This is a genomic window from Arthrobacter sp. M71 S08 (assembly GCF_059089725.1).
Window position 1 is genome coordinate 67,783 of the sequence record NZ_JBNHEY010000001.1, and the last position, 16,320, is coordinate 84,102.

The window sequence follows — 16,320 nt, forward strand, 5'->3', positions numbered from 1 at the left end:
AAGTAGGTCTATTGGTGCCGCAGGGGCTCGCGGCTGGTTTCTCGCGATAGGGACACCGCGATGAGTGAGATGAAGGCCGCACCGACTAGGTACCAGGCCGGTGCCAAATCATTGGCGGTCAGCGCAATGAGGAGCGTGGCGACGTAGGGGGCGGTTCCGCCGAAAAGTGCGTTGGAGAGGTTGAAGCTGACCGCAAAGCCGCTGTACCGGACCCTGGTGGGGAACATTTCAGCCAGGAAGCTGGGAAGTGTCCCGTCGTTCAGCGTGAGCATGGCGCCGAGCAGGATCTGGACCAGGACGATCACGAGGAAATTGCCGGTACCCAGCAGCGCGAACGCCGGAACTGTGAGCACTATGAACAGCACCGATGCGGAGATGAGTACTTTCTTGCGGCCGAAGCGGTCCGAGAGCATGCCAGTGAGAAAAATGAAGCCGATGTAAGTCACGAGTGCGATGGTGGTGGCGAAGTAGGACTCCGCGGCACCCACGCCCAGTTCTGCCGAGAGGTAAGTGGGCATGTAGCTGAGGATCACGTAGAAGCCGACAGCGTTGAGCAGCACAGCTCCCACGGCCTGGAGCAGCTGTCGCCAATGATTCTTGAACAGGTTACTGACCGGCGCCTTGACGGCGTTGTCTTCGGCGGCGAGCTCGCGAAAGACCGGCGTGTCTTCCAGCTTGGTGCGGATGTAGCGCCCGATCAGCCCCATGGGAGCAGCGAGAAGGAATGGGAGCCGCCAGCCCCAGCTTTCCATTTGATCCGAGCTGAGCAGACTTGTCATGAGGGTGACAAGCAGGGAGCCGAGCAGGAGCCCGGCAGCGGTGCTTGCAGGGACGACCGCAGCGTAGAGCCCGCGCTTGTTGGCTGGTGCATACTCCACGAGGAAGGCGGAGGCGCCGGCATATTCCCCGGAGGCCGAGAAGCCCTGGATGATCCGGATGAACAGGAGCAGCAGCGGCGCCCAGGCTCCGATGCTGGCATAACTGGGAATCAGCGCGATGCAGAATGTTGCGGCGGACATGATGAGGATCGAAAGTGAAAGCGCGTTCCGTCTCCCCACCCGGTCCCCGATGTGGCCCCAGATGAAGCCGCCCAATGGCCTCACCAGGAAAGACACGGCGAAGAGGGCGAATGTCTGCAGGAGGGCGGCCTGCGGATCCGATTGAGGGAAGAAGACCGCGGCAATCGTTGTGGCCAGGTACCCATAGACGGCGTAATCGAACCATTCAACGAAATTGCCGATGAAACTGGCGGCGACTACCCGTCGCCGGGTGTCACTGCTTACACCGGTCGGACGGACGTGGTCCTGGCCGCTGAGGGTCGGTTTGAGAAGGGGGGCGTCATTGCCCGTCTTACCAGTCATAAAAACCACCAAATTGTTGTTCGTTGCATTCACTGCAACCTTGTTGCATCAGAGTAGATGTGTTTTGGGTCACGGTCAAGGGTTGCCTTAGGGGAGTGCTTGCATGACTGCAACCTTGCAGTTGTGCAAAATCAGCGACGCTGGCACAATAGTTCGGTGAGTCAACTAATTTCGCTGCGGGAACGTAAGCGCACCGAGACCTGGGCAGCCCTCCACGACGCCGCCACCCGCCTCACGCTGGAGAAGGGTCCGGAGGCTGTCACGGTCGAGCAGATCGCCGCCGAGGCGAATGTCTCGCCCCGAACGTTCTTCAACTACTTCAGCACCAAGGAAGACGCCATTCTCGGGCTGCAGGAACCGAGCATGGACGAGGGACTGCTTGAGCATTTCTCTCCGGAACACGACCTCATCGAGCAGGTCTCGCGGTTGCTGATCGCGGTCGTGCATTCCGCAGAGGGGGGCGAGCGGGAGGCCAGCCGGCGCATCGAAGTGCTCACCGCCTACCCGGTCCTGCGCCAGCGCCGTTACGCATATTTCCTCCGCGTGGAGCAGCGGGTGCGCGAGGTGGTAGCCGCCGCGCTGACTGACTCTGGACGGTGGCAGGCCGCGCTCAGCCGCAATTCCGCCGAAGATGTTGCGCGCATGATCGTGCTGGTGGCGGGAGCGCCGACCAGGTACGCGTTCCAGCAGGCAGCGGATACACCCACGATTGAGAACCAGTTCCATGCACTCGACGGCGCCACCGCGCTGCTCCGAGAGGTCCTTGAGGAGATCCGATGATCAGCACCGTTCCACGTAAGGAAACAGGTCTGCTCCTCCTGTTTGTCGGCCTGATGCTGTCGATGCTTCTGGCAGCCCTGAACCAGATGATCCTCAGCACGGCCCTGCCCACGATCGTCGGTGAGCTCAACGGTGTCGATCAGATGCTCTGGGTCATTACGGCCTACATTCTCGCCGCGACAATTGTCATGCCCATTTACGGCAAGCTCGGCGACCTGATCGGCCGCAAGAACCTGCTGCTGCTCGCCATTGCCATCTTCATGGCGGGATCGATTGTCGGCGGCCTGGCTCCGAACATGGAGTGGCTCATCGCAGGACGCGCGGTTCAGGGGCTGGGCGGCGGCGGACTGATGATTCTCTCCCAGGCCATCATTGCCGACGTCGTTCCTGCCCGGGAGCGCGGCAAGTACATGGGTGCCATGGGCGGTGTGTTTGCCTTTGCCTCGGTGGCGGGTCCGTTGCTGGGCGGCTGGTTCACGGAGGGTCCGGGTTGGCGCTGGATGTTCTGGATCAACATGCCTCTGGGCCTTGCAGCGATGCTGGTGGTCTTCTTCTTCCTCCACCTTCCGGCCCGTGAGCGGGTACACCCGCACGTCGACGCCGCAGGCATGGTGCTGCTTGCCATTGCGACGACGTCGCTGGTCCTCGTTAGCACGTGGGGCGGCACGGAGTATCCCTGGTTGTCCGTACCGATTCTCGGGCTGATCGCCCTCGCCGCCGTGACAGCAGGGCTGTTCGTCGCGGTGGAACGGCGCGCAAAGGAGCCTATCCTGCCGATGCACCTGTTCCGGGAACGCAACTTTGTGCTCACCACCGCGGGCGGCCTGCTGATCGGCGTGACCATGTTCGGCGCCATCGGATACCTGCCTACCTACCTGCAGATGGTGACGGGTGCGAGCGCCACCAATGCCGGTCTGCTCATGGTTCCCATGATGGGCGCGCTGATTCTGACCTCCACCGGCTCGGGGTTTCTGGTCAGCAGAACCGGCCGGTATAAGTGGATGCCGATCGTGGGCTCCGTCGGCGTCTCCGTGGCGCTGTTGCTGCTTTCTACCATTTCGCCGACGACGCCGGTATGGCAGATCTGCGTCTTCATCGCCATCATGGGCGCCGGGCTGGGCCTGAGCATGCAGATCCTGGTGCTGATCGTCCAGAACACTTTCCCGAACCGCGTGGTTGGCACGGCGACGTCCTCCAATAGCTATTTCCGGCAGATCGGCGCAACGCTTGGGTCGGCAGTTGTCGGCAGCCTCTTCACCGCGCGGGTGGCGGAGTTGCTGAGGGAGCGGCTGCCTGCGGGCGGGTCGGCACTTGAGGGAGGCGCGAATTCGCTCACCCCGGAGCTGGTCAGCGCGTTGCCGCAAGCTCTGCAGTCACCCATCATTCAGTCCTACAACGACGCCCTCACGCCGCTGTTCCTCTACATGGCTCCGCTCGGTGTGATTGCCGCCATCCTGCTCGCGTTCGTCCACGAAAAGGCGCTCTCCACCGTCATCGAACGGGACACACGGGTAGAGCGCGAGGCGGGCGTTCCCCCAAAGCCCGTCGAGACGAAGCGCTGAGCTGGCGCAGCAGGGACAATGATGGCATGGCTACTCCATACCTGATTCGCCGGGACCGGTTCATCGCCGCCCCTCCCTCCGCAATATTCGACGTGCTTGCCACGCCGGCGCTGCACAGCGTCATCGACGGTTCAGGAACGGTCACTGGTGAGCAGCCGAACGGGCCGCAGCGGCTCTCCGCCGGTTCCCGCTTCGGGATGGACATGCGAATCGGGGCGCCCTACAAGATTCTCAACACGGTCGTCGAGTTCGAAGAGAACAAGCGGATAGCGTGGCGCCACTTCGCCCGCCATATCTGGCGTTACACCTTGCGTGAGCGCGACGGCGGCACGCTGGTCACGGAGGAGTGGGACGCCCGCGGCGTGCCCGGCAAGCTGGTGCTAAAGCTCCTGGGCTTCACGAGGAAGCATCCGGCGTCCATTGAGCGCACCCTCGAAAACCTTGAGAAGTTCGTCGCGGAGCGGCACCCCTAGAGGCTCAAGGAGAAGTAGTCAATACCCTAATCGAGAAACGATTAGAAGATTTATCGGATAACGATCCGATAAACACGTTGCCTCGATCAGCATGCTTATGTTCTTCTGAAGGAGAACCGCCCCACGTCTTCTTCAAGAGGTGAAAGTATGCGCGTTGCCGCCCGCACACGGAGTGTCAATACCCGCGATGTCCCGTCACAGCCGCTGTGCCAGAGCAGGCTGCAGGCGGCGATGCAGGAGGAAATTGCGCTGGAACACCTCCATATCGCTGAGGGGATCGCGCGGGGGTACTCGCCGTTCGCCAAGGACGCCGCCGATGTACGCCAGGTTGCCTACGAAGGCCTGATGAAGGCGGCGAGACGCTTCGATCCTGACCTCGGTATTGACTTCGCCGCCTACGCCGTTCCCACGATTCGGGGCGAAGTGAAGCGTTATCTGCGGGATTGCTGCTGGATGGTCAGGCCCCCGCGCGAACTCCAGGACCTGAAGTCAGCGGCCATGAAGGCGGGCGCGGAGCTTGCCCAACGTCTGGGACGTGAGCCGTCCCTGAGGGAATTATCGGGGTACCTCGAGAAGGATGCAGTGACGGTCGGCGAAGCTCTGAGCTGTGGCGGAAGCCAGCGCCCCGAGTCGCTTGACTCATCCGCGGAGGGACAGAGGTGGGCGGAGACCCTGCCCGTCGAGAATGACGAGTACGCCCGCAGCGATGACGTACTCACCCTGCGCGCCGCTGTCCGTGAGCTCTCGACGAGGGAGAAGGAACTGCTGTACCGGCGGTATTTCCACGAGGAGACCCAGGACCGGATTGCCCGCCGGCTGGGGATGACCCAGATGCAGGTCTCACGGCTGCTCGCCCGCACACTCGTGAAACTGCAGAAGCGAATTCTTGATGATGCCGGTGCTCAAGGTCCGGACGCGGCGAGTGTGATCCGGATGGCGGGAACGGACAGGACGGCCCGCATCGCCTGAATGCCCTACCGAGGAATCCCCAGCTCCGCCGCGGCACGCAGAACGTCCTCGGGCGTCACCGCGAGGATCGCCGGGTCAGGGTCGCTCGCGAAGGTTTCACCGCGGCGCACGGACTCGTCCGTGAGGACCAGGTGCGGGCCGGGAGGCGGTCCCCATTCAGAGACAGGAGCAGGCCCGAACAGCACCACGGACGGTCGGGCGTACGCCGACGCAAGGTGCGCGGCGCCCGTATCGGCCGAGATAACCAGCGCAGCAGAGGAAATGAGGGCCGCAAACTCGAGCAGCCCGAGCATCCCGGCCACAACCTTTTCGTCCGGAAGCCCGGCTGCCTGAGCCACGGCTTCAGCGCGGGGGCGCTCGCCGGCACTACCGGTCAGCAGCACCTGATGCCCCGCGGCCGAAAGTGCACGGGCGACCTCGGCGAAGCGCTTGACCGGCCAGAGGCGGCTTCCGTAGGCAGCCCCCACATGGATCACGACGGCGCCGGGCGCCGGGCTCTCGACCGGCGGCTGTAGCAGGTGGTAGTCCAGTGGGTCTGCCTGGATGCCGTGCTCCGTGACCAGACGCGCCCACCGGTATCTTTCATGCACCCCGTCTTCCCAGTCCGGCCCGGACCAGCCAGGGGCGCGGTGTCCGATCCGACGGGCAGCATCCAGCGCTTCGAGCCTGCCGCGGCTTTCCGGACCGTTCCCGTGCAGGTTCACAGCGACGTCGACCCTGCCCGGGCGCAGGGCCAGCGGCTCGTCGAGTCCGTGGGTGGGCAGCAGGGCGTCCACAGCACCGGTCAACCGGACAATCGGCTCCAGCCAGGACTGCGCGGCGTACAGGATGCGGTGCTCCGGGAACGCGCGGCGCAACCCGCGCAGCGCAGGGACTGCAACCAGCAGGTCGCCCAGTTTCAGTGCGCGAAGCGCCAGTACCTCAGGGCGTCCGTCCGGCTCGAGCGCTTCCACGGCGATGTCAGGCAACATGGGAATTATCCTGCCAGAAAGCTCTGGCCGCGCGGGGCGGAAACGTTTACCCGAGAACCACGAGAGAACTTCTCCGCTGAGAAGTGTTTAGGTTCCCCCTTCGCAGGGAACAGTGCCTGTATGAGAAGCGAGCCCAAAGCCGTTCTCCTCGACAGGGACGGCACCATCGTGGTGGACGTACCCTATAACGGCGACCCGGACCGGGTCGTGGCCATGCCCGGCGCGGAAGAAGTGCTGAACGCCCTTCGTGCTGCTGGAGTGTCGCTGGGCGTGCTCACCAACCAGTCGGGAATCGCGCGGGGGCTGCTCACCGCCGCCCAGGTGGAGGCGGTGAATCAGCAAGTCGAAAACGTCCTCGGGCCGTTCGACCTGTGGGAAATCTGCCCGCACGGGCCCGATGACGGCTGCATCTGCCGCAAGCCCGCACCCGGCATGATCCTGCGCGCGTGCGAGAAGCTTGGTCTACACCCGTCGGAGGTCGCCTTCATCGGGGACATCGGCTCCGACGTTGAGGCAGCGGCCGCTGCCGGGGCAACCGGTGTCCTGGTTCCCACGCCGGTCACCCGGCAGGAAGAGATCGACGCCGCACCGCTCGTTGCGCACAGTCTTGCTGAGGCAGTCGCACTGCTCCGGGGCGCCGCATGACGGGCCGCAGCCTTGTGGTCCGGCTGGACAGCGTGGGCGATGTGCTCCTGTCCGGTCCCGCTGTCCGGGCGGTCGCGGCAAGTGACCCCGCCGGCGTCGTCATGCTGTGCGGCCCGCAGGGAGCACCCGGGGTCAGGCTGCTTCCGGGCGTGTCCGATGTGATCGTCTGGGATTGTCCCTGGATCACCGCGCCGGCGCCGGACGTCACCGAACAGCATCTCTCGACCCTGAAGGACGCCGTAAGAACCGCGGGAGTCACCGAGGCCGTCATTCTGACCTCGTTCCATCAGTCGCCGCTGCCGCTGGCGCTGCTGCTCCGGTTGGCCGGCGTCCGGCACATCACCGGCGCCTCCGTCGACTACGCGGGCAGCCTGCTCGACGTCCGGCTGAAACCCGGCGAGGATTTCCCTGAGGACCAGCCAGAGGCTGAACGCGCGCTGCAGATCGCCGCTGCCGCCGGCCATCACCTGCCCTATGACGACGACGGCCGGCTCCGCGTACGCGATGTCCCCGATGTGACAGACCTGGTGGGCGGCGAGCCGTACATAGTGCTGCACCCGGGTGCCGCCGTCCCCGCCCGTGCATGGCCGCCCCTGCACCATGCTGCGCTCGCCGAGTTGCTCAGGGGCGGCGGGTATCGCGTGGTGGTGACCGGAGGAAACGGCGAGTGTGAGTTGACGGCCACCGTAGCCGGACCGGACGGAATCGATCTCGGGGGGCAGACTGACCTGCGCACCATGGCCGGTGTGCTTGCTGGAGCGGACGCCGTCGTCGTCGGAAATACGGGCCCGGCGCATCTGGCTGCTGCGGTGGGCACGCCGGTGGTCAGCCTGTTCTCGCCCGTGGTGCCGGCGGTCCGGTGGGCGCCGTACCGCGTGCCGGTGGAGCTCCTGGGGGAGCAGAACGCGCCCTGCAAGTTGACCAGGGCCCGCGAATGTCCGGTCCCCGGGCACCCCTGCCTCGCCAACGTAAGCCCCGAGGAGGCGTTCGGCGCCGTGATGCGGCTGATCTCGGGCGTCCCGTCCCTGGTCAGCAGAAGAGAAACGAGGAACGCATGAGGATACTGCTCTGGCACGTGCATGGCGGGTGGACGGATGCCTTTGTCCGCGGACCGCACGAGTACCTGTTGCCCACCATGCCCGAGGGCGGACCCTGGGGACTGGGCCGGGCAGGCCGGGACTGGCCCGACTCCGTCCGCGAAGTGGCGCCGGAGGATCTGCGCCAGTGGAACCCCGACGTCGTCGTCCTGCAGCGGCTTGAAGAGCTTGAGGAAGTGGAGCGGCTGCTCGGACGCAGGCCCGGCCGCGATATTCCCGCGGTCTTCCTTGAGCACAACACGCCCAAGGGCGACATCCCGACGACGCTGCATCCGCTGGCTGGGCAGAGCGAAATCCCGATTGTACATGTCACCCACTTCAACAGGCTCTTCTGGGACAACGGCATGGCCCCCACCATGGTCGCCGAACACGGCATCGTGGACCCGGGTCCGCTCTACACCGGCGAGATCGCACACGCCGCGGTTGTGGTCAATGAGCCGGTGCGGCGCGGGCGGGTGACCGGAACCGATCTCCTCCCACAGTTTGGGCGCGTTGCTCCCCTCGACGTCTTCGGCATGGGAACCGGGGAACTACCCAACACACTCGGCATGGGTGCCGACGAGCTCACCGTCTGCGGTGACATCCCGACCCCGACACTTCACGCGGAGCTCGCCCGCCGCCGGCTGTACATCCACCCGCTGAGGTGGACCTCGCTGGGACTGGCGCTGCTGGAAGCCATGCACCTGGCTATGCCCGTCGTCGTGCTGGCCACCACGGAAGCATCCCGCGCGGTGCCGCCGGAGGCCGGCGCCATTTCCACCGACGTCGACGAGCTCTGCGCTGCGGTCCGGTTACTGGTTGAAGATCCGGAGGAGGCCCGAGCGCGTGGTGAGGTGGCGCGGCAGGTGGCGCTGGAGCGTTACGGACTGCCGGCGTTCCTTCAGGCGTGGGACGAGGTTTTGGGCCGGACGACGGAGCGCATGCGCGTCCTTGCAGTTTCTGAGAGGAGACCACAATGAGGATTTCCATGGTGTCGGAGCACGCGAGCCCGCTCGCCGCGCTCGGCGGAGTGGACGCTGGAGGCCAGAACGTGCACGTCGCTGCGCTGTCCCTGGCGCTCGCACGGCGCGGACACAGCATCACCGTCTACACCCGGCGGGACAGCACGGATTTGCCCGAACGGGTGCAGGCGGCGCCCGGGGTCGAGGTGGTCCACATCGACGCCGGCCCGCCTGCCGCCATCTCCAAGGATGAACTGCTGCCTTACATGGGACCCCTCGCCGAAGGCATCGCGGCCGACTGGGGGCCCCGCCCGCCGGACCTCGTGCACGGGCACTTCTGGATGTCGGGACTTGCGGCACTTGATGTGGCCCGGCGTGAAGACCCGGGCTACGCCGTCCCGGTGGTTCAGACCTTCCACGCACTCGGGACCGTCAAGCGGCGGCACCAGGGCAAGGAGGACACCAGTCCGCGGGAGCGCGCCTGGCTGGAACCTTCCGTGGGCCGGCGAGTGGACCGCGTGATTGCGACCTGCTCGGATGAGGTGTTCGAACTGAAGGCGATGGGCGTCGACGGCACCCGCGTATCGGTGGTGCCATGCGGGGTAGACCTCACGCTGTTCGGCGCAGACGGTCCTGCGGCCCCACGTCACCGTGGGCATCGGATCATGACTGTCGGACGGCTGGTTCCACGCAAGGGCGTGGACCTGGTGATCCGTGCACTACGGATGCTCGCGGACAGCGGAGTGGACGACGTCGAACTGGTCATCGCCGGCGGCGGAGGAGACGCCAAGCGCCTCGAAGAAGACCCGGAAGCCAGGCGGCTGATGGCGCTGGCAACGGAACTCGGCATCGCGGACCGGGTGGTTCTCGTGGGACAGGTGCCCCGCGAGCGGATGCCGGAGCTGCTCCGCAGCGCCGACGCCGTGGTCTGCGCACCCTGGTACGAGCCGTTCGGGATTGTTCCGCTTGAAGCGATGGCCTGCGGCGTTCCGGTGATCGCCGCTGCCGTGGGGGGCCTCATCGACACAGTCGTCGACGGCCAGACGGGACTCAACGTTCCGCCGCGCGATGCCGGTGCGCTCGCCGATGCCATCCGCCAGGTCATTGAGAACCCCGAGGCTGCGACGGAGCTCGGCAGGGCGGGACTGGCTCGGGTCCACGCCCGCTACTCCTGGGACCGCATCGCCGCTGACACCGAAAAGGCCTACCAGCTCACCCTCAACCAGGCCAGCGGACACACGCGATCCGGCCGCAGGACTTCGCGATTGACCCCGCCTGCAACGCTGACATCCAGTTCACACCTCCAAAGCACAGGAAGGAGCGCACGATGAGCGCTGAACACCTTGCCACCGTCCGGCCCGGGCGCAGGCAGCCGCTGATCGCAGTTCCGCCGCATCCCCTTCCGGCGCCGCCCGACACACCCGGATCCGGGGCTCTCGACGCAGTAGTGGGACACCTGCAGCAGGTACTTCCCGCAGTGGAGTCCCTCATGGCTTCCGCCGCCCATCTCGCCGAATGGGGCGTGGATCTCGCCGAACGTCTCATGGCGGGCCACCGCCTGCTCGCCGCGGGCAATGGAGGTTCGGCCGCCGAAGCCCAGCACCTCACCGCGGAGCTGGTGGGCAGGTTCGACGGCGACCGTGAAGCGTTCTCCGCGATCTCCCTGCACGCTGAGTCCTCGTCGGTGACGGCGATCGCCAATGACTATGGGTACGAGAACATGTTTGCCCGCCAGGTGCAGGGCCACGGCCGGGAGGGAGACATCCTGCTCCTGCTGAGCACAAGCGGCAGCAGTCCCAACCTTCTGCGTGCCGCCGAAGCCGCACGCAGGATCGGTGTCACGAGCTGGGCCCTGACCGGTCCGGGCCCGAACCCGCTGACCGCGCTGTGCGATGACCATGTGGCCGTGAACGCCCGATCGGCGAACGCGCAAGAGTGCCACCTCATTGCACTCCACGCGATCTGCAGGGCCTTCGACGCTGAAGTAGCGCGCTGCCGGGCAATGGAGGCGCGATCATGAAGATCGTCGTTGTGGGTGACGTGCTCCTCGACGTCGATCTCTCCGGGGAAGCCAGCCGACTGACCCCCGACGCGCCCGTCCCCGTGGTCGACGTGGCTGCCGCGCAGCGCCGGGCCGGGGGCGCAGGCCTGGTCGCGCGGATGCTGCAGCAGGATGTGCAGGAGCGTGGGCTGGGAACAGCGCTTGAACTCGTCACTGTGCTGTCCGACGACGCCCCCGCTTCCACCCTCCGCGAAGAGCTCGCCGGCATATCACTCGTGACCGGCCCCTCCGGTGCGCCGACTCCGGTCAAGACACGGATCCGGGCCGGGAGCCACCCGGTCGTGCGGTTCGACGAAGGATGCGGGGACGCGCCGGTGCCACCGGTGACAGCGGAGATGCTGCACGCGGTGGAGACGGCCGACGTCGTGCTCGTCTCCGACTACGGCAGGGGGCTTGCCGCCAACGACCAGCTGCGGGAACTGCTGGAACGGATCGCACGGCGCATACCGGTTGTCTGGGATCCCCATCCGTCCGGTCCGGACCCGGTGCCGGGAGTAACCGCCGTGACCCCTAACCTCAGCGAGGCACTGAAGGCGGCCGGTGCCGCGTCGGGCGGCAGGGCCGACGTCGTGCGCGCGGCAGCCGACGCCGCCACCCTGCTGGAGCGGCGGTGGAGAAGCAAGGCGGTCATTGTGACCCTGGGGGAGCGGGGCGCGCTGGTCCACCGCCAGGGCGAAGGCGCAGAGTTGCCGCACCTGGTTCCGGCTCCCGCGATCGGTGCGACGGACCCGTGCGGTGCCGGTGACCGTTTCTGTTCGGCGCTCGCACTCGCACTCGGCGCGGGCGCCGCCCTGGCAGAGGCAACGCAGTCGGCAGTCCAGCGAGCCGCCGAGTTTCTCAGCCGGGGTGGCGTATCAGCCCTCGGGGAGCATCCGGAGCCGACGCAGCTGCACGGCCGCGCCGTCGACGCGCTCCGCGTTGTCCGTCAGACCCGGGAGGCCGGCGGCACGGTGGTGGCGACCGGGGGATGCTTCGACCTGCTGCACGCCGGGCATGCGCGTACGCTGTCTGCGGCACGGCGGCTGGGGGACTGCCTGATCGTCTGCCTGAACTCGGATGACTCGGTCCGCCGGCTGAAAGGCCCGCAGCGACCCATCATGAGTGAAGACGACCGGGCAGAACTGCTCTCCGCCCTCGAATGCGTTGACGCCGTGTTCGTCTTCGGCGAGGACACACCGGAAGAAGCGCTCGCGACCCTGCGTCCCGACATCTGGGTCAAGGGCGGCGACTACTCCGCCACCCAGCTCCCCGAATCCGCTCTCCTGCGGTCCTGGGGCGGACAGACCGTCACCGTCCCTTATATTCCTGCACGTTCAACCACGTCACTGGCCGCGGCGCTCGCCGAGGTCGGGTAACCAGCAAAGGACACCGAGAGGACCACATGACAACTTCCAGCAACACCTTCACCTTCAACCCCGGCCGCGTACTGGTCACGGGCGGAGCGTCCGGGCTCGGCGCCGCGGTCGTGGCCCGCGTGCTCGACGCCGGTGGCACGCCCGTAGTGCTGGACCGGGACATCAGCAGCGTATCCGGTGTGAAAGCGCTGGAGGTCAACGTCGCAGACCGGGAGGCAGTGACCGAGGCCGTGCAGCAGGCGGCCGATATGCTCGGCGGCCTGGACGCCGTGGTCACGGCCGCCGGTATCGACCGGTGCGGACGGCTCGAGGATGTAGCGGCAGCGGAGTGGGAGAAGGTGCTGGCGGTCAATCTCACGGGAACGGTGTCGACGGTGCGCGCCGCCCTGCCGTACCTGAAGACCAGCCACGGACGCGTGGTCACCATCGCCTCGACGCTGGGCATCCGCGCGGTCGCCGATGCCACAGCCTACTGCGCTTCGAAGTTCGGCGTGGTTGGTTTCAGCCATGCGCTGGCGGCGGAGATGGCAGGCGAGGTCGGAGTGACCACCATGATCCCCGGTGGCATGGAGACCAGGTTCTTCGACGACCGCGACGAGAAGTACAAGCCGCAGGACAACTCAAGGCTCAATGACCCCACCCGGGTAGCTGACGCGATTCTCTTCGCGCTGTCACAACCTCAGGGCTGCGAGGTTCGGCAGATGCTTATCTGCCACGAAGAAGAGGGGTCGTGGCCGTAAGGTCCCTGACGTCGTCGTACACCGCATCGGGCTGGACCTGCTGGACGTGCGAGTAATCATGCTCGCAACGCTCAGCGGTCCAGCCCACCTGCGTTACGTCGACGCCGCAGACGGCGCACTCAGTTGTCCATGCCAGGTGCACGCGGTGCAGCGTGCGTCCCATAGCCCCAGCGTTGATCACGTTGCCCGCCCAATAGACGCCCACCGTGGGCGTACCCAACGCCTGCGCAAGATGCCGTGGCCCGCTGTCATTGCCGAGGACGACGGTCGCCGATGACAGTACGCCCGTCAGCTGACTGAGGGACAGCTGCCCCGCCAGCGAGCGGATCCGTGCTTCGTATAGTGCGGTCCGGTCCGCCCCCGCCTGCGCCTGTGCACGCCGGACGATGTCCGCCGCCAGCGGCGCGTCACCGTCGTCGCCGACGAGCACCACATCGCTACCGTCCCGCGCTGCCCGCGCGGCGACTGCGGCAAAGGACGACGCCGGCCAGCGCCTGCGCGGATCTGTGGCCCCCGGATGTATCACCAGCAGGGGGCGGGTTCCGGCGCCGCCCACCGAACGCCCGACAGCCGCTTCTTCTTCCGTGACTGTGAACCGCGGTTCGAGGGTGACCGGGGCGGCACCGGCGAGGCCGACCACTTCGAGCGCTCGCAGGAACTCGTTCTGGTAGTAGACGTAGGTCAGGGTGCGTTCCAGTTCGACGGCGTCCGGCGTGCTGGTGCCGACAGTATGCCTCGCGCCCAGCTTGAGGAGGAACGGATTGGAGTTGCGGCCGCCGCCGTGAACCTGGACGGCGAGGTCGAACTCACGGGAGCGCATGCTTGCGAAGAAGTGGGCAGTTGCTTTGCCGTCCTCGGGTCCGGGACGCACGCCCGAGGCGTAGGGGAGCACCTCCACCGCTGACACCGGCCCGGGTCTGTTTCGGAGGAGTTCGGCGTGCAGCGGGACTCCCAGCAGGGTGATCGATGCTTCCGGATACGCGGCAGCCAGGGCGCTCAACGCGGGGTAGGCGAAGAGCAGATCGCCCAGACCGCCGCCGCGGAGGACAGCGATGCGCTCGACGTCCTGGAACCTCTCCATGAGTGGACCGACGCCTGTGCCCATTGCTGCAGACTGCCGGCTCACCGCCAGGCTCTTGGCCATTGTCACCTCGAGATGGGAGTTGTCACTCGCTGTCGTCGCGGTCGGTCAGGTCTTTGATCAGTGCAGTTGATGCGCAGTCCCGGATGCCATGGATACCGGACACAGCTGTCCGTTTGTCGTCGTAAGACTCGCTGGTCACCAGGGTTGCGCCGTCATCTCCGGTCAGCCGAAACCGGTAACGGCTCGCATCATCCAGATAGAGCTCGAACTTGCCCGCCATGTCAGGACTCCTTCGTCGGACTGTGTGGTTTGTGCTATCCGTAGATTATCAGCACGCTTACCAAAACGGGCGAGCGGGAATCATCGACAAGATGAAGATAGTAAGCATACTGTTTATTAGTGGGATGACTCACCGCAAGGTTCGAGCGAAAGGAGACCGATCATGGCAAAGCACCAGCTGTGGGCAATGGCAGCAGCGGCAGGTATCAGCGCCGTGCTGCTGACCGGGTGTGATGATCCGGGCGGGGGCGGCTCACCGGAAGAGAACCAGGAAACCGAGTTCGACAACAATGTCGGAATCGACACCGACCTCGAGGACAACTCGGTCGGGGAAGACGAACTCGAGGATGACACGGGCGAAGAGGGCCAGCCCAACGACGTAGCTACTGAACCTTCGGAGTGATAACCCATGACACAGAGCGACTCACCACGGCACGAGGATCTTCCCCTGCCGGACTATGACCACCTCCCGCTGGGAACCCTGCCCACCCGCATCAATGGACTGGGCGAGTCAGCGGTAGCACAACTGCTCGAGTATGAGCGTGCGCACGGGGCCCGGCTTCCAGTTGTGCAGGTTCTCGAGCACCGGCTGGAAGCTTTGCGCAACGGCGCAGAGCCAAGTGGACCCGAAAACCCGGACACCCCGGAAAGAACCAGTAACCGGGGTGGATCGCCCGTAAGCCCGGCAACCTCGGGACCGCCGGTAAATCCGCCTTCCCAGGGCGACCCGAGCAACCCGGCTCAGCCACGCTGATCCAGGGAGGAAAGCGCCATGACTGCCGAGAACCAGGAACCCCTCGGATCTGACCCTGCCGAGACGCAGGAAGAAACCGTCGCGGAGATCGCTGAAGACGTAAGATCCGAGATCCGGCTTGGCCACGTGGAGGATGACGTCACCCATGTGCTCGAGGAGCGGCTTGATGAGGCCGGTGTGCACCTGCGCCCGGAGAAGGTGGACGAACTTGCAGAAGATATTGAGAACGACGTCTCGACCTAGGCGCCTGCGCCTCCCTATTGTGCCGGAGAGGCGCCCCACGTGAACACAGCAGCAGATTACGACGTCGTTATTATCGGCGGCGGTGCGGCCGGCCTGAGTGCCGCCCTCCTTTTGGGGCGTGCCCGACGGCGGGTTGCCGTCGTCGACGCCGGAGAACCGCGCAATATCCGGGCTGAACACGTCCACGGGTATCTCACCCGTGACGGCGTTCCGCCTGCGAAGTTTCTCGAGTTGGCGCGCGAGGAGGTTCAAAGCTACGGCGTGGAACTGATCGACGCCACAGCGGAGGATGTCTACCCGGATCGCCGGGTGCACCTTGAGGACGGTCGCGTCCTGACGGCCAGACAGGTCATCCTGGCTTCCGGCCTGAGAGACGTTCTGCCGGACGTCGAGGGCGCGGACGCACAGTGGGGCAGGGGCTTGTTTCAGTGCCCGTACTGCCATGGCTGGGAGCACCAGGACCAGGCACTTGCTGTGATGGGAACCGGCGAGTCCTCAGTCCAGCAGACCCTGCTGGTGCGGCTGTTCTCAAGCGACGTGACCCTCTTCACTCACACCATGGGCAGCCTCGACGCCGCCGCCGCCGCTTCGTTGGAATGCCGGGGGGTCAAGGTTGTCGAGGGTCAGGTGCAGGCGTTGGTCGCCGGGCCTGAATCGTTGACCGGACTGCGGTTGGAGGACGGTCAGATGCATCCCTGCGACGCCCTGTTCTATGAACCGGGCGCAACCGTCGATACGTCGATTGTGCGGGTGCCAGACTGCCAGACCTCGGAGGACGGCTGCGTCACCACAGACGGGTTCGGCCGGACCAGTGTAGAGGGCGTGTGGGCTGTAGGGAATGCGGCCGATCCGGCAGCGCAGGTGATCGTTGCTGCCGGCGACGCGTACCGGCTGGCGGTAGCTGTGAACGCCGAACTGATTGAGGCTGACGTCGACGAGGCCCGGCGCGAACTCGCAGGCAGCTCGGCAGAATAGGGATGCCTGCTCCTTCCCCTTCCAGGTGG

The 16,320-nt window shown here is 65.9% G+C and carries 19 protein-coding genes; 15 read left to right on the forward strand and 4 right to left on the reverse strand.

Annotated features, from left to right (window positions below; genetic code table 11):
- Positions 1-8: 8 nt before the first annotated feature.
- Positions 9-1,361 carry an MFS transporter gene (locus AC5RTB_RS00355; protein WP_494059079.1) on the reverse strand — a complete coding sequence of 451 codons (1,353 nt, stop codon included), beginning with the start codon at positions 1,359-1,361 and terminating at the stop codon, positions 9-11.
- Between the two features lie 156 nt (positions 1,362-1,517).
- Here AC5RTB_RS00355 and AC5RTB_RS00360 point away from each other — a divergent pair, with 156 nt between their 5' ends.
- From AC5RTB_RS00360 to AC5RTB_RS00375, 4 genes are all read left to right on the forward strand, one after another.
- Complete coding sequence (locus tag AC5RTB_RS00360; RefSeq protein ID WP_494059080.1) at positions 1,518-2,141, forward strand: TetR/AcrR family transcriptional regulator; 624 nt, start codon at positions 1,518-1,520, stop codon at positions 2,139-2,141.
- On the forward strand, positions 2,138-3,703 hold the full coding sequence (locus tag AC5RTB_RS00365; RefSeq protein ID WP_494059081.1) for an MDR family MFS transporter: 1,566 nt from the start codon (positions 2,138-2,140) through the stop codon (positions 3,701-3,703). Before AC5RTB_RS00360 ends, AC5RTB_RS00365 begins: the two co-directional genes overlap by 4 nt.
- Before the next feature lie 26 nt (positions 3,704-3,729).
- Positions 3,730-4,176 (forward strand): SRPBCC family protein, encoded by a 447-nt coding sequence (locus AC5RTB_RS00370; protein WP_494059082.1) that lies wholly within the window; start codon positions 3,730-3,732, stop codon positions 4,174-4,176.
- A 147-nt stretch (positions 4,177-4,323) separates the two neighbouring features.
- Complete coding sequence (locus AC5RTB_RS00375; RefSeq protein WP_494059083.1) at positions 4,324-5,145, forward strand: sigma-70 family RNA polymerase sigma factor; 822 nt, start codon at positions 4,324-4,326, stop codon at positions 5,143-5,145.
- Between the two features lie 5 nt (positions 5,146-5,150).
- On the opposite strand, the gene AC5RTB_RS00380 is transcribed toward AC5RTB_RS00375, so the two are convergent.
- Complete coding sequence (locus AC5RTB_RS00380) at positions 5,151-6,116, reverse strand: glycosyltransferase family 9 protein (RefSeq protein WP_494059084.1); 966 nt, start codon at positions 6,114-6,116, stop codon at positions 5,151-5,153.
- A gap of 120 nt (positions 6,117-6,236) precedes the next feature.
- Between AC5RTB_RS00380 and AC5RTB_RS00385 the strand changes: the two genes are divergently transcribed.
- The 7 genes from AC5RTB_RS00385 to AC5RTB_RS00415 are packed head-to-tail and all read left to right on the forward strand — an operon-like array spanning position 6,237 to position 12,956.
- Positions 6,237-6,761, forward strand: coding sequence for a D-glycero-alpha-D-manno-heptose-1,7-bisphosphate 7-phosphatase (locus tag AC5RTB_RS00385; protein WP_494059085.1), 525 nt, complete (start codon positions 6,237-6,239; stop codon positions 6,759-6,761).
- Positions 6,758-7,819: a glycosyltransferase family 9 protein gene (locus AC5RTB_RS00390; protein WP_494059086.1), complete on the forward strand. Its 1,062-nt coding sequence runs from the start codon at positions 6,758-6,760 to the stop codon at positions 7,817-7,819. The genes AC5RTB_RS00385 and AC5RTB_RS00390 overlap by 4 nt, the downstream gene beginning before the upstream one ends.
- Positions 7,816-8,817, forward strand: coding sequence for a glycosyltransferase (locus AC5RTB_RS00395; protein WP_494059087.1), 1,002 nt, complete (start codon positions 7,816-7,818; stop codon positions 8,815-8,817). Before AC5RTB_RS00390 ends, AC5RTB_RS00395 begins: the two co-directional genes overlap by 4 nt.
- Positions 8,814-10,130 carry a glycosyltransferase gene (locus AC5RTB_RS00400; protein ID WP_494059088.1) on the forward strand — a complete coding sequence of 439 codons (1,317 nt, stop codon included), beginning with the start codon at positions 8,814-8,816 and terminating at the stop codon, positions 10,128-10,130. The genes AC5RTB_RS00395 and AC5RTB_RS00400 overlap by 4 nt, the downstream gene beginning before the upstream one ends.
- A complete protein-coding gene (locus tag AC5RTB_RS00405; protein WP_494059089.1) occupies positions 10,127-10,819 on the forward strand; it encodes a D-sedoheptulose-7-phosphate isomerase in 693 nt (230 codons plus the stop codon). The genes AC5RTB_RS00400 and AC5RTB_RS00405 overlap by 4 nt, the downstream gene beginning before the upstream one ends.
- Positions 10,816-12,216: a PfkB family carbohydrate kinase gene (locus AC5RTB_RS00410; RefSeq protein WP_494059090.1), complete on the forward strand. Its 1,401-nt coding sequence runs from the start codon at positions 10,816-10,818 to the stop codon at positions 12,214-12,216. Before AC5RTB_RS00405 ends, AC5RTB_RS00410 begins: the two co-directional genes overlap by 4 nt.
- Before the next feature lie 26 nt (positions 12,217-12,242).
- Positions 12,243-12,956: an SDR family oxidoreductase gene (locus AC5RTB_RS00415; protein ID WP_494059091.1), complete on the forward strand. Its 714-nt coding sequence runs from the start codon at positions 12,243-12,245 to the stop codon at positions 12,954-12,956.
- Here the strand turns inward: AC5RTB_RS00415 and AC5RTB_RS00420 are convergent.
- Complete coding sequence (locus tag AC5RTB_RS00420; protein ID WP_494059092.1) at positions 12,922-14,100, reverse strand: glycosyltransferase family 9 protein; 1,179 nt, start codon at positions 14,098-14,100, stop codon at positions 12,922-12,924. The two genes, AC5RTB_RS00415 and AC5RTB_RS00420, sit on opposite strands and share 35 nt — an antisense overlap.
- A 22-nt stretch (positions 14,101-14,122) precedes the next feature.
- Positions 14,123-14,320, reverse strand: a complete 198-nt coding sequence (locus AC5RTB_RS00425; protein ID WP_494059093.1) for a YegP family protein — start codon at positions 14,318-14,320, stop codon at positions 14,123-14,125.
- Between the two features lie 162 nt (positions 14,321-14,482).
- On the opposite strand from AC5RTB_RS00425, the gene AC5RTB_RS00430 reads away from it, so the two are divergent.
- The 4 genes from AC5RTB_RS00430 to AC5RTB_RS00445 are packed head-to-tail and all read left to right on the forward strand — an operon-like array spanning position 14,483 to position 16,291.
- Positions 14,483-14,722, forward strand: a complete 240-nt coding sequence (locus AC5RTB_RS00430; RefSeq protein ID WP_494059094.1) for a hypothetical protein — start codon at positions 14,483-14,485, stop codon at positions 14,720-14,722.
- A gap of 6 nt (positions 14,723-14,728) precedes the next feature.
- Complete coding sequence (locus AC5RTB_RS00435; RefSeq protein WP_494059095.1) at positions 14,729-15,073, forward strand: DUF8129 domain-containing protein; 345 nt, start codon at positions 14,729-14,731, stop codon at positions 15,071-15,073.
- 18 nt (positions 15,074-15,091) lie between these two features.
- A complete protein-coding gene (locus AC5RTB_RS00440) occupies positions 15,092-15,316 on the forward strand; it encodes a hypothetical protein (protein WP_494059096.1) in 225 nt (74 codons plus the stop codon).
- 39 nt (positions 15,317-15,355) lie between these two features.
- A complete protein-coding gene (locus AC5RTB_RS00445) occupies positions 15,356-16,291 on the forward strand; it encodes an NAD(P)/FAD-dependent oxidoreductase (RefSeq protein WP_494059097.1) in 936 nt (311 codons plus the stop codon).
- The last annotated feature ends 29 nt before the right edge of the window (positions 16,292-16,320 follow it).